This is a genomic window from Caballeronia sp. LZ043, assembly GCF_031451075.1.
GTDB lineage: Bacteria > Pseudomonadota > Gammaproteobacteria > Burkholderiales > Burkholderiaceae > Caballeronia.
In genome coordinates, this window is sequence record NZ_JARUXT010000001.1 from 690,951 (window position 1) to 704,332 (window position 13,382).

Here is a 13,382-nt window from a genome sequence, read left to right on the forward strand (position 1 = left end):
GGCACGCGATTCGCGTGCCCTTTGTCTTTGCAGCGATGCCTTGCGGCGCGCTTACTTCACGCGCATGCCGGGCTTCGCGCCGCTGTGCGGCTCGAGGATGTAGAGGCCCGGCTCCGCCTTCTCGTTAGCCGCCGACGCCGCCAGCACCATCCCTTCGGACAGGCCGAACTTCATCTTGCGCGGGGCGAGATTGGCGACCATGACCGTGAGCTTGCCGATCAGGTCCTGCGGCTGATACGCCGACTTGATGCCGGAGAACACGTTGCGCGTCTTCTCCTCGCCGATGTCGAGCGTGAGTTGCAGCAGCTTGTCGGAGCCTTCCACCGCCTTGCAGTCGACGATCTTCGCGATGCGCAGGTCGATCTTCGCGAAATCGTCGATGGAGATGATGCCGCTCTCGTCCGTCTGGACCGTCTGGTCCTGCTTCGGCCTGGCGTCCTTCTTGGCGGTCGATGCCGGTGCGGCCGCCGCTGTGGCCGCTTCCGCGCCCGGCTGCAGCGATTCGCGGTTGGCCGCGAGCAAGGCCTCGATCTGCTTCGGATCGACGCGCGTGGTCAGGTGCTTGTACGCGTTGATCGGATTCGCCGACGACAGCGGCCGCGCCGCGTCCGTCCACACCAGCGGCGCGATGCCGAGGAACGCTTCCACGGCCTCGATGAGCTTCGGCAACACCGGCTTCAGCGCCAGCGACAGCAGGCGGAACGCTTCGAGACTCACGCTGCAGGTTTCATGCAGCGCGACGCTGTTGGCCGGGTCCTTTGCCTGATCCCAGGGCTTCGCGGTATCGACGTAGGCGTTGACGGCGTCAGCCAGTTCCATGGTCGTGCGCAGCGCGCGGCCATATTCGCGGGCTTCGTAGAACCCGGCGATCTGCGGAATGGCCGCACGCAACTGGCCGAGCAGCGGATGGTTCATCGCGCTGTCCTGCACGCGGCCTTCGAAGCGCTTGATCAGGAAGCCGGCTGCCCGGCTCGCGATGTTCACGTACTTGCCGACCAGATCGCTGTTCACGCGCGCCTGGAAGTCCTCCAGGTTCAGGTCGATGTCTTCCATCGTGCTGTTCAGCTTCGCCGCGAAGTAGTAGCGCAGCCACTCGGGGTTGATGCCCGTGTCGATCACGCTCTGCGCCGTGATGAAGGTGCCGCGCGACTTCGACATCTTGGCGCCGTCGACGGTCAGGAAGCCGTGCGCAAACACGTTCGTGGGCGTGCGATGGCCGGAGAACTCAAGCATGGCCGGCCAGAACAGCGTGTGGAAATACAGGATGTCCTTGCCGATGAAGTGATACTGCTCGGTCGTGGAGCCGGGCTTCACCCAGTCGTCGAACGCGAGGCCGAGACGGTCCGCAAGATTCCTGAAGCTCGCGTAATAGCCGACCGGCGCGTCCACCCACACGTAGAAGTACTTGCCCGGCGCGCCCGGAATTTCGAAGCCGAAGTAGGGCGAGTCGCGCGAGATGTCCCAGTCGGCGAGCTTGGCCTCGCCCTTGTCGCCGAGCCATTCGCGCATCTTGTTGGTCGCTTCCGGCTGCGCGAGCCCGCTGACCCAGCCGCGCAGGAACGATTCGCAGCGCGGGTCGGACAGGCGGAAGAAGTAATGGGTCGAGGTCTTGCGGACCGGCGTGGCGCCCGAGACGACCGAATACGGATTGATGAGCTCGGTGGGCTGGTAGGTCGAACCGCACACTTCGCAGTTGTCGCCGTACTGGTCCTTGGCGCCGCACTTCGGGCACTGGCCCTTGATGAAGCGGTCCGGCAGGAACATTTCCTTGACCGGATCGTAGGCCTGCTCGATGTCGCGTGCTTCGATCAGGCCGGCCTGTTGCAGCGCGGCGTAGATCGAATTGCAGAGCGTGCGGTTTTCCTCCGCGTCGGTGGAGTAGTAGTTGTCGAAGGAGATGCCGAAGCTGTCGAAATCGCGCTTGTGTTCCTTCCACACGCGCTCGATCAGCTGTTTCGGCGTGATGCCTTCCTTCTCGGCGCGCAGCATGATGGGCGTGCCGTGGGTGTCGTCGGCGCCGACGTAATAGACCTCATGGCCATGCATGCGCAGCGTGCGAACCCAGATGTCCGTCTGAATGTACTCGACCATATGGCCGATGTGGATCTGACCGTTCGCGTAAGGGAGCGCGGACGTGACGAGGACCTGGCGGCGGCCGCTATCGGGCGTTGAAGCGGCGGGCGCGGCGGCGGCGGTGGCTGGAATCGGTGCTGACATGGAGGCGCGGCCTGGAGGAAGTGCAAGGATTATCAAATCGGCGAAAGATCGATTCTAGCAGGGCGATGATGGGCAGACGCCTCATGCCTCGCAAGCCTTGATTTGATGCTTTCCAGCATCGATAAAATACATCAAAAAAGTTGCATTTTTCGCTTAGCGAGGGATAACATTCGTGTTGTATCTTCAGCGCTCCGATTGAACACGTTGGAGATCGAAGTGTATGAAGTACAGTGAGTTCAGAAGGTGGCTGCGCGAGCAAGGGGTAGAAATGAAGCCGGGAAAAGGCAGCCATTTTCGCTTGACCCTCAACGGCAGGATCAGCTCCTTCCCCGATCACGGCAGCAAGGAAATCGGAACGGGGCTGGTTCAGCAGATCAAGAAACAACTTGGATTGAAATAAGCGGGGTTGCCATGTTCTTCGGAGAATCCACCATCATGCTGTCTTATCCAGTCAATCTGGAACTCGACACCAACAACACTTATCTGGTCACGTTTCCGGATATTCCAGAGGCGGTTTCAGTCGGTGACGACGAGGACGAGGCCCTCTTGAACGCACTGGACGCGCTCGAAACGGTAATCGAGGCTTACTTCGACGAAAAGCGCGAAGTGCCCATGCCATCCAAGGCAGGAAAGGGCCAGCCAGTCGTGTCCTTGCCGGCGCTGGTCGTCTCGAAGGTGCTCTTGCAGAACGAAATGCTTCGCCAGGGCGTCCGCAAGGCAGAGCTCGCGCGTCGGCTCAACATCCACATGCCGCAAGTGGATCGCCTGCTGAACCCGCGTCATTCGTCGAAGCTGGAGACCATCGAAGCGGCGTTCCTGTCGCTCGGCAAGCGTCTCAAAATCTCGGTGGCGTGATCAGTCCGGTGCGTTCACAAACCGTACGCACAAAAAAAACCGGGGTCCAATTGGGCCCCGGAGCAACAACGACAAGAGGAGAATGGCAGGCGATGGCGTGGCCATCCACCTACCGTAAAGACAGACACGCGCCGCGCGTTCAAGTTTCAAATTTTTTTCAGACGCTTGCGCATTCGTGCCGCAACCCTCGCCGTAACGCCCTCGGCGCGGCGAATTCTCCTTTCAGATCAACCGATTACTGTACCTGTCCCGGCTGTGCTGTTGCGCGCAGATAAATCTCCACGCGACGATTCTGGGCACGGCCGGCTTCCGTCGAGTTGTCGGCGATCGGCTGGTTCTGGCCCATGCCCTGCGACGACAAACGTTGCGCCGCCACGCCGTGCGTCGCGATGTACGACGCGACGCTCTGCGCGCGATTCTGCGACAGCGTCTGGTTGTAGGCCGGCTGGCCGGTGTTGTCCGTATGGCCGATGACGTTGGCCACCAGTTCCGGATGCTGCTGCAGCGTCTGCGTGACCGAGTTCAGCACCGGATCGAACGAAGGCTTGATGGCATAGCTGTTCGTATCGAACGAGATCGAATTCGGAATGTTCACCTTCAGCGAACCGTCCTGCTGCTCGGTCACCTGCGTGCCCGTGCCCTTCGAGTCGCCGGAAATCTTGTTGCGGATGGCCTGCCAGTTGTAGCCGACGATGCCGCCCGCCGCCGCGCCGGCGCCCGCGCCGATCGCCGCGCCCTTGCCGCCGCCGAAGATCGCGCCGATCGCCGCGCCGGTCGCGGCGCCCGCGCCGGTGCCGACTGCCGTGTTGGTGCCCTGCTGCGTCTGGCAGCCGGCAAGGATGGAGCCCGCGATGGCGAGCACGGACAGGCGAGTCATCAACTTCGTATTCATCTTTGATCTCCTTTGAATCGACAAGCATTCGGCGGCAGGCGCCGACAGTGCGGGAGGGTCTTCAAACGGGCCTCCGGACGAGCCTCTACAATAACGAGGAAGCTGTCCGAGCGTCCCGTACGATGCGTCCCCGGAAACAATTGCTGCGGGATAGTGCAGCGCACGCGAGCCACGCGCAACGGCTCATAACAATTACTTTCAATTTCGTCAGTTTGTTGCAATGCGCCGCAAGCGGAGAGCAACAAGCGTTCCATGGAGTCCCAATGAGCATTGATCGCGCGCAGATCGACACCGCACTCGCCACACTGACCGATCCGATTACCCATCGCAAGTTCGTCGATACGAAAAGTTTTCGCAGCGTGTCCGTCGAAGGCTCGACGGTCGCGGTGAGCGTGGTGCTCGGCTATCCGGCGAAGTCGCAGTTCGACACCATCCGCGAGCAGGTGGCGGGCGCGCTGCGGCAGATTGCCGGCGTGTCGGACGTGAAGGTGGACGTTTCGTCGCAGGTAGTGGCGCATACCGTGCAGCGCGGTGTGAAACTGCTGCCGGGCGTCAAGAACATCATTGCAGTGGCATCGGGCAAGGGCGGCGTCGGCAAGAGCACGACGGCTGCGAACCTCGCGCTGGCGCTCGCAGCGGAAGGCGCATCGGTCGGCATGCTGGACGCCGACATCTACGGTCCCTCGCTGCCCATGATGCTCGGCATCACGGGCCGCCCGGAGTCGCCCGACAACCAGACGATGAACCCGCTGATCGGCCACGGCATCCAGGCGAACTCCATCGGCTTTCTGATCGAGCAGGACAACCCGATGGTCTGGCGCGGTCCGATGGTCACGTCCGCGCTCGAACAATTGCTGCGGCAGACCAACTGGCAGGACCTGGATTATCTGGTCATCGACATGCCGCCCGGAACCGGCGACATCCAGCTGACGCTCGCGCAGAAGGTGCCGGTGACGGGCGCGGTGATCGTCACGACGCCGCAGGACATCGCGTTGCTGGACGCCAAGAAGGGCTTGAAGATGTTCGAGAAAGTCGGCATTCCGATTCTCGGTATCGTCGAGAACATGAGCACGCACATCTGTTCGAACTGCGGCCATGAAGAGCACATCTTCGGCGCGGGCGGCGGCGAGCGCATGGCGAAGGAATACGGCGTCGAGATCCTGGGCCAGCTGCCGCTCGACATCGCCATCCGCGAACGCACCGACGCCGGCCAGCCGACGGTCGTGTCGCAGCCGGAGAGCCGCATTGCGGAGACCTATCGCGCGATTGCACGGCGCGTCGCGATCGCGGTGGCCGACCGGCAGCGCGACATGAGCTCGAAGTTCCCGAGCATCGTGGTGCAGAACACCTGAGCGGAGCGCAGCAACGGATCACCGCGAGCCTTGTGCGGTGCGGCTCGCGGTATCATGTCGCCTTCGATGCGCGGCAGCGTGGATGCACAGGGCGTCAGCGGGCCGCCGAGAGGATCGCATGAGAATCAGATTCGACGGGAAGGCGCTCCACGCCTTGATCGCGACGGCCGCGTGCAGCTTCATGCTGAGCGGCTGCGGCCTCATCTTCCAGAACCACGAAAAACGCGCGGACGCGGTGCTCCAGCCGACGCCCGGCAATGCCGCGCGCGGCACCATCACGCTGATCGAGCGCGCCGACGGCGTGCAAGTTTCCTACAGCCTCACCGACATGCCGCCCAACAGCGACCACGCGCTGACCGTGCATGAGCGCGGCGACTGCATCGCCGTCAACGACCAGGACACCAGCCCGGTATTCGCGCTGCCCTCGGAGCGCAGGCGCGCGTCGAGCCGTCTCGAGGGAGAACTCGGCAACATTCACGCGGATGCGAACGGCGCGGCAACCGGTTTCATCGTGGCGACGGACGTCTCGCTCGACGGCGTGCGCTCGGTCATTTCCCGCGCCATCATGCTGCACCGCGAGGCCATGGACCCGTACGCGAGCGCGCCGCACAACGTGGGACCGGCGCTCGCCTGCGGCGTGATTCGCCGCTAGGCGCGCGCCTCGCGCGGTGTCTCGGGCGCCGCGCCCCGATCGCGTAAAATACGCGCTTTCGTCTGGCGGGTGCGGCAGGGGCAGGACAGGCCGCCGCGCGCCAGGCTTCGTTTGACAGCAGGCGGCGGTCGCCAGACCGGAGCCGTTCACCGTTGAGTAGCGTCCCCTATGAGCATCAAGTCCGACAAGTGGATTCGCCGCATGGCCGAGCAGCACAAGATGATCGAGCCGTTCGTGCCCGATCAGGTGCGGGTCTCCGAGGACGGCCGCAAGATCGTGAGCTACGGCACATCGAGCTACGGCTACGACATCCGCGTCGCCGACGAATTCAAGATCTTCACCAACATCAATTCGACCATCGTCGACCCGAAGGCCTTCGACGAAAAATCGTTCGTGGACTTCAAGGGCGATGTCTGCATCATCCCGCCGAATTCGTTCGCGCTGGCCCGCACGGTGGAATATTTCCGCATTCCGCGCTCGTGCCTGACCGTGTGCCTCGGCAAGTCCACCTACGCGCGTTGCGGCATCATCGTGAACGTGACGCCGTTCGAGCCGGAATGGGAAGGCTATGTGACGCTCGAATTCTCGAATACGACACCTTTGCCTGCCAAAATCTACGCGAACGAAGGTGTCGCGCAGGTCCTGTTCTTCGAGAGCGACGAAATGTGCGAGACCTCGTACGCGGATCGCGGCGGGAAATATCAAGGGCAGCACGGCGTGACGCTGCCGAAAACCTGATCATCGCCGCGCGTTTCGAGACGCACACGGCAGACGTTTGGTCGAAGACCGCTGGCTTCGGGATTGCTTCCCGGACAGCGGTCGTTCCATTTGGAGAATCGCCTCATGAAGTTTCGCTTTCCCGTCGTCATCATTGACGAAGACTTTCGCTCCGAGAACATCTCGGGTTCCGGCATCCGGGCGCTCGCCGAGGCGATCGAGAAGGAAGGCGTCGAAGTCCTCGGCCTGACGAGCTACGGCGACCTGGCCGCGTTCGCGCAGCAGTCGAGCCGCGCGTCGTGCTTCATCCTGTCCATCGACGACGACGAACTGCTGCCTTACGCCGACAACGTCGTCGTGGAAGGCGACACGCCCGAGCTGGCCTCGGCCATCGTCGCGCTGCGGGCGTTCATCGAGGCGGTGCGCCGCCGCAACGCCGACATCCCCATCTTCCTGTACGGCGAAACGCGCACCTCGCGCCATCTGCCGAACGACATCCTGCGCGAACTGCATGGCTTCATCCACATGTTCGAGGACACGCCGGAGTTCGTCGCGCGCCACGTGATCCGCGAGGCGAAGGTTTATCTCGATGCGCTGGCGCCGCCGTTCTTCAAGGAACTGGTGCAGTACGCGGACGAAGGCTCGTACTCGTGGCACTGTCCCGGGCACTCGGGCGGCGTCGCGTTCCTGAAGAATCCGCTGGGGCAGATGTTCCACCAGTTCTTCGGCGAGAACATGTTGCGCGCGGACGTCTGCAACGCGGTGGAGGAACTGGGCCAGCTGCTCGACCACACCGGCCCGGTCGCGGCCTCGGAGCGCAACGCGGCGCGCATCTTCGGCGCGGATCACCTGTTCTTCGTGACCAACGGCACGTCCACGTCGAACAAGATCGTCTGGCATGCGACGGTCGCGCCCGACGACATCGTGCTGGTGGACCGCAACTGCCACAAGTCGATCCTGCACGCCATCACGATGACCGGCGCGATTCCGGTGTTCCTCACGCCGACGCGCAATCACTTTGGCATCATCGGGCCCATTCCGCGCGACGAGTTCAAGCCGGAGAACATCCGCAAGAAGATCGAGGCGAATCCGTTCGCGCGCGAGGCGCTGGCGAAGAACCCGAAGATCAAGCCGCGCATCCTGACGATCACGCAGAGCACCTATGACGGCGTGATCTACAACGTCGAGATGATCAAGGACCTGCTCGGCGACATGCTCGACACGCTCCATTTCGACGAAGCCTGGCTGCCGCACGCCGAGTTCCACTCGTTCTACCAGGACATGCACGCGATCGGCGCGGGCCGTCCGCGCACCGGCGCGCTCGTGTTCGCGACCCACTCCACGCACAAGCTGCTCGCCGGCATCTCGCAGGCGTCGCAGATCCTCGTGCAGGACAGCGAGAACAGCACGTTCGACCGCCATCGTTTCAACGAGGCGTACCTGATGCACACGTCCACGTCGCCGCAATACGCGATCATCGCGTCCTGCGACGTGGCCGCCGCGATGATGGAAGCGCCCGGCGGCACGGCGCTGGTGGAAGAATCGATTGCGGAGGCGATCGACTTCCGCCGCGCGATGCGCAAGGTCGACGCCGAATACGGCGACGACTGGTTCTTCACCGTCTGGGGCCCCGAGGCGCTGACGGAAGAGGGCATCGGCGACCGCGAGGAGTGGATGCTCAAGCCGAACGACCGCTGGCACGGCTTCGGCGCGCTCGCCGAGAACTTCAACATGCTCGACCCCATCAAGGCGACGATCATCACGCCGGGGCTCGACGTGGACGGCGAATTCGGCGAGACCGGCATTCCGGCCGCGATCGTCACGAAGTATCTGGCCGAGCACGGCATCATCGTGGAGAAGACCGGGCTGTATTCGTTCTTCATCATGTTCACGATCGGCATCACCAAGGGCCGCTGGAACTCGATGGTCACCGAACTCCAGCAGTTCAAGGACGACTACGACAACAACCAGCCGCTGTGGCGCGTGCTGCCCGAGTTCGTCGCGCAGCATCCGTCGTATGAGCGCATCGGCCTGCGTGATTTGTGCGAGCAGATTCACAGCGTGTACCGCGCCAACAACATCGCGCGCCTCACCACCGAGATGTACCTGTCGAGCATGGAGCCGGCGATGAAGCCGTCCGAAGCGTTCGCCAAGCTCGCGCACCGCGAGATCGACCGGGTGCCCATCGACGAACTCGAAGGGCGCGTGACCTCCATCCTGCTGACGCCGTATCCGCCGGGCATTCCGCTGCTGATCCCGGGCGAGCGCTTCAACCGCACGATCGTCGATTACCTGCGCTTCGCGCGCGAGTTCAACGAGCGCTTCCCCGGTTTCCATACGGACATCCACGGGCTGGTCGGCGAGATGATCAACGGCCGGGTCGAATACTTCGTCGACTGCGTGCGCGGCTGATCCATAGCGCGTCGCAGGTCTGGCATCTGGCGCCCGCGCAGGCCCGACAGCCTGCGCGGGCTTTTTTTATGAGTGTCGCAGCGCCATGTCAGCTGCCCAGCCTGTGTGCGGAATAGGACGCGGGCATGTCGCTGACGCTGCGGCAGCCGGCCGCGTGCAGGTCCTTGATGACGTCGCACCAGGCGTCGTCCACGGCTTCGGTCATCGAGCCATGCGGTTTGATCGACAGTGACGCGGCCACGTCGCGAACGAAGACATCGTGCACGACCTGCCGGTCGCATCGCGTCAGGCTGACCGGGCGCAGGGCGCGTTGATGCGCGGGTGTCGGATGGCTGTTGGAGAGCGTCAGCAGAACCGCCATGGCCAGTGTGGCCGACGCGGGTAATCCGGGCAGCCGCACGCCGGCCCGTCCCGACAACGACGGCGTACAGGACGTTTCGTCGCGCGCCATCCCGTGCGTCGCGGAGTGCGCTTCCGCAGCGGGGTCCATCGCGCAGAAGCGATAGCCGACGCCCGGCACGTGAACGATGCGATGAGCAAGACCCAGTGGTTCGAGCGAGCGTCGCAAGCGGGACACGAGACGCGTGAGCCGGTGCACGTCGATGTTCTCCTCGTTGCCCCAGATGCGCACGATCAACTCCTGGCGCCGCAGCGTGACGTCGGGCTGCTCGACGAAGGCTTCCAGCAGTGCGCGTTCGAAGCCGGTGAGATGGCCGGTCGTGCCCGCGAACGTCACGGTCCCGAGCCGGGCGTGAATGACCGGCAGGCCGCCCGGTACGGACGGTGCGGCTTGCAATACGCGGTTCGCACCGGCATCGCGCCGCGCCGGGCGACATCTCTCCAGCAGCGCGCGCCATCCACGCAGCTGGTGCGCGGGCGGCTCGTCCATGCCTTCCGCACCGGGCAGGTCCTGCAGCTGCAAGCCCTCCGCATCGAAGCGATAGCCCATGCGCGGCATGGTCACGATGCGCTCGCACAGGCCCAAGGGCTTCAGCGCCTTGCGCACGCGATACACCAACTGCGTGAGATAGAGATCGTCCATGTAGGCGGCGCGCGGCCCCCAGATGGCATCCATCAGTTCCTCGCGTTCGCACACGCGTCCCTGCGCCGTCACCAGCAGCCGCAGGACTTCTTTTTCCTGACCCGATATGCGGGCGGCGACCTGACCGCTGCAGACGCGGTCGTGTTGCCAGTCGAATCGTGTGCTGCTCCTTGCGTTGTCCATCATGTCCTCGTGCGTTGAAGACGCTTACCGTAGCAACAGAGGCGGGTCGGAGACCATGGAAGAACTGACACGTTTGCGCACGAGGGACGGACATAGGAGGGACACACCCAAGGCGATGGCGCTGTCCTGGCGTTGAAGACCCGCATGCATTTCGACAGACGTGTCTTCAAGGCGTCGAGCAGGGCTTGACCAGGCGCGGTTGCAGTTCCCGAATGAAATCAAGCCGCCTGCACGGGCCTGTCGATGTGGACGACGGCGACGCGCGGCGGACATTGAGTCTTCCACACGTTTCCCATGTCATTGTTCGCCTGCATTCCTGAACATGGTCCTGTCACCCCGGGGCACGAAGCGCACCGGGCAGACGAACCTTTTCATACTGGATCAGGAGGAATGCAATGAGCAACACATGCAAGACAACGAACCACGCCGTATCGAACGAGGTCATGACGAACCGCAATGTCGAAGGCGGCCGCCCGAACAGCAAGCTCGTCTACAACGGCGATCCCGGCAACACCTATGGCGCGAAGGGCGCGACCGAAAAGAAGTACGGCATGAACGCCTACGATCCGAAAACGGAAACACAGGATTTCAGCTATACGTCCGGCCGCGTGGCGAAGCGCGTGTACAACCGCTACAAGTCGAACGACAAGAAGGTGTCCGGCTACTACACGGACTGGTCGCAGTACGACGGCCGCTACCTCGGCGATTTCGGCGACGCGGATTGCGGCCGCGGCATCGACCTGATGGCGCTCGATCCGTTCGCCTACGACAAGCTCATCATCGGCTTCCTGGGGATCGTCGGTGACAAGGGCGAGAACTGCGCGCCCATCCAGCAGGCCGCGCAGGACTTCGCGTGCAGCCCGAACGAAGCCACCTTCGTCGATGCATGGGGCGACGTGAGCTCGTATATCGACTGCGGTTTCTCGACGCCCGCCAGCGGCAGCTACACGGAGCTGTTCTATCAGAACAAGGCGCAGGGCGTGCTCGGCGGGCTGCGCAAGCTGCACGAGAAGAACCCGGACCTCGTGATGGCGCTCAGCATCGGCGGCTGGACCATGAGCGAGGCGTTCCACTGGGTCGCCGCCGACGCCGGCAAGCGCAAGACGTTCATCAGTAGCGTGCTGGACATCCTGTCGCGCTTCCCGATGTTCACCGAACTGGATCTCGACTGGGAATACCCGGGCGCGGAAGGCAACACGGGCAACACCTACGACGCCAGCGACGCGCCGAATTTCGCGACCCTCGTGAGCGAACTGGGCGCGGCGCTGAAGCAGGCCGGCCGCGAGGACGTGAAGATCAGCATCGCGGTGTCGGCGGACGTCGACAAGATGAAGGCCGCTCATCTGGACAAGATGCTGGAGGCCGGCGTCTACGGCTTCAATCTGATGACCTATGACTTCTTCGGCACGCCGTGGTCGGAGGGACTCGCGCATCACACGAACCTGCATCCGTTCAACGCCGACGGCTTCAGCATCGATGCCGCCGTCGATTATCTTGAACAGACCGTCGGCATTCCGCTCGAGCGGGTCGCGCTGGGCTACGCCGCCTACAGCCGCAGCGGGCGCAATGCGAACATCGCGAGCTTCTCACCGCTCCAGGGCAGCTACGATCCGGGCCAGGGCGACCACCGGCAGCTTCGAGTCGGGCGTCACCGAGTGGTACGACCTGATCTACAACTATGTCGATCTCGAGAACCAGGCCGGCATCAACGGCTACAACGTCTACACCGACGAAATCGCCGATGCCGACTATCTCTACAGCCCGGACTCGCGGCTGTTCCTGTCCGTCGATACGCCCCGCACCGTGAAGGCCAAGGGCGAGTACGTGCGCGAGCGCGGGCTGGCCGGACTGTTCACGTGGACCATCGACCTGGATAACGGCCTGCTCGTCAATGCGGCGCGCGAGGGTCTCGGCAACGAGATCGAGGTGGAGCATGTCGACATGGAGCCGTTCTACTTCAAGGGCATCAACGTGACGGGCGAGAATCATCCGCCGGTCGCCGTCATCGACGGTCCGGCCACGGCCGCGGCGGGCGCGACCGTGACCTATACGGGCGCGCGTTCCAGCGATACCGACGGCGACGCGCTCACGTTCCGCTGGTCGGCGCCGGGCCTGTCGTTCGATGGCGCGACCACGATGGAAGTGAGCGGCGCCGTGCCGGCGAACGCTGCGCCGAAGTACACGGTCAGCCTGACGGTCGACGACGGCCGAGGCGGCACGGATACCGCGAAGCTCGAACTCGACGTGCAGTCGGACAGCGATCATCCGCCAGTCGCGAAGCTGCTGGTGCAGCTCGATGCGGGTACGCCGTTCAAACTGTCGGGTGCGCAGTCGTCCGACCCTGACGGCGATGCGCTGACCTACTTGTGGAACGCGCCCGGCCTGCCGTTCGACGGCTCCACGCAGGTGAGCGTCGCGGCGTCGATGCCGACTGTCACCGAGGTGACCGACTATCTCGTGCAGCTTTCGGTGAGCGACGGCACGTCGAGCGCGAGCGAGACGGTGTGCCTCGAAGCGAAGCCGGTGTCCACGCCGGTCACTGCCGTGATCACCGGGACGACCAACGTTCAGGCGGGCGGACCGCTGGCCTTGTCGGGCGCGGCATCGACGGGTCCGGGTGTGCTGACCTATCTGTGGAGCGCACCGGGCTTGCCGTTCGACCAGTCGCGCGGCATGAGCGTGAACGTGACGGCGCCGGCGGTCAGCAGCACGACCGCGTATCCGGTCCAGCTCACGGTAACGGGCAACGGAGGCAGCGGTCCGGCTTCGACCGCCACGACGACCGTGACCGTCGCGCCGGCGGGCAACACAGGCACCTGGGTGCCGCAAGACTATCCGGGCGGTTCGACCGTGACGCACAACTACAAAGGCCAGGGGCTGCACACCTACGTGACGCAGTGGTGGGCCACGTCGTACGACGAGCCGGGCAATCCGGCCTGCACGGGCAAGACCGCGGCGGACGCCAAGCCGTGGATCGACAAGGGCGCGGTCTGACGCGCGGTCCGGCCGGGCGGGGCGGCCGACGCTGTCCCGGAGCGGCCGCGCGGCGGCGTCTTCAAG

At 64.0% G+C, this 13,382-nt stretch carries 10 protein-coding genes and 1 pseudogene; 8 read left to right on the forward strand and 3 right to left on the reverse strand.

Features of this window, described 5'->3' with window-relative positions; translation table 11 throughout:
* Positions 1-51 precede the first annotated feature (51 nt).
* Positions 52-2,217, reverse strand: a complete 2,166-nt coding sequence (metG, locus tag QCE64_RS03165) for a methionine--tRNA ligase (protein WP_310002637.1) — start codon at positions 2,215-2,217, stop codon at positions 52-54.
* Between the two features lie 220 nt (positions 2,218-2,437).
* Between metG and QCE64_RS03170 the strand changes: the two genes are divergently transcribed.
* Positions 2,438-2,617 (forward strand): type II toxin-antitoxin system HicA family toxin, encoded by a 180-nt coding sequence (locus tag QCE64_RS03170; protein ID WP_309914351.1) that lies wholly within the window; start codon positions 2,438-2,440, stop codon positions 2,615-2,617.
* Positions 2,618-2,652: 35 nt separating this feature from the next.
* On the forward strand, positions 2,653-3,072 hold the full coding sequence (locus tag QCE64_RS03175) for a type II toxin-antitoxin system HicB family antitoxin (RefSeq protein ID WP_309914354.1): 420 nt from the start codon (positions 2,653-2,655) through the stop codon (positions 3,070-3,072).
* Between the two features lie 235 nt (positions 3,073-3,307).
* On the opposite strand, the gene QCE64_RS03180 is transcribed toward QCE64_RS03175, so the two are convergent.
* Positions 3,308-3,964: an OmpA family protein gene (locus QCE64_RS03180; RefSeq protein WP_309914358.1), complete on the reverse strand. Its 657-nt coding sequence runs from the start codon at positions 3,962-3,964 to the stop codon at positions 3,308-3,310.
* Between the two features lie 263 nt (positions 3,965-4,227).
* Here QCE64_RS03180 and apbC point away from each other — a divergent pair, with 263 nt between their 5' ends.
* The 4 genes from apbC (at position 4,228) to QCE64_RS03200 (ending at position 9,097) form a co-directional block, all read left to right on the forward strand.
* Positions 4,228-5,316: an iron-sulfur cluster carrier protein ApbC gene (gene apbC / locus QCE64_RS03185; RefSeq protein WP_309929423.1), complete on the forward strand. Its 1,089-nt coding sequence runs from the start codon at positions 4,228-4,230 to the stop codon at positions 5,314-5,316.
* A 118-nt stretch (positions 5,317-5,434) separates the two neighbouring features.
* On the forward strand, positions 5,435-5,968 hold the full coding sequence (locus tag QCE64_RS03190) for a superoxide dismutase family protein (RefSeq protein WP_309929424.1): 534 nt from the start codon (positions 5,435-5,437) through the stop codon (positions 5,966-5,968).
* A 168-nt stretch (positions 5,969-6,136) separates the two neighbouring features.
* A complete protein-coding gene (dcd, locus tag QCE64_RS03195; protein ID WP_309807537.1) occupies positions 6,137-6,706 on the forward strand; it encodes a dCTP deaminase in 570 nt (189 codons plus the stop codon).
* A gap of 105 nt (positions 6,707-6,811) precedes the next feature.
* Positions 6,812-9,097: an arginine/lysine/ornithine decarboxylase gene (locus QCE64_RS03200; protein ID WP_309914367.1), complete on the forward strand. Its 2,286-nt coding sequence runs from the start codon at positions 6,812-6,814 to the stop codon at positions 9,095-9,097.
* Positions 9,098-9,185: 88 nt separating this feature from the next.
* On the opposite strand, the gene QCE64_RS03205 is transcribed toward QCE64_RS03200, so the two are convergent.
* Complete coding sequence (locus tag QCE64_RS03205; RefSeq protein WP_310002639.1) at positions 9,186-10,322, reverse strand: winged helix-turn-helix domain-containing protein; 1,137 nt, start codon at positions 10,320-10,322, stop codon at positions 9,186-9,188.
* Positions 10,323-10,873: 551 nt separating this feature from the next.
* Between QCE64_RS03205 and QCE64_RS03210 the strand changes: the two are divergent.
* Both QCE64_RS03210 and QCE64_RS03215 read left to right on the forward strand, forming a co-directional pair.
* Positions 10,874-11,845: pseudogene (locus tag QCE64_RS03210) on the forward strand (glycosyl hydrolase family 18 protein); the annotation flags it as partial.
* Positions 11,846-11,888: 43 nt separating this feature from the next.
* On the forward strand, positions 11,889-13,316 hold the full coding sequence (locus tag QCE64_RS03215) for a PKD domain-containing protein (RefSeq protein WP_310004129.1): 1,428 nt from the start codon (positions 11,889-11,891) through the stop codon (positions 13,314-13,316).
* Positions 13,317-13,382: the final 66 nt, after the last annotated feature.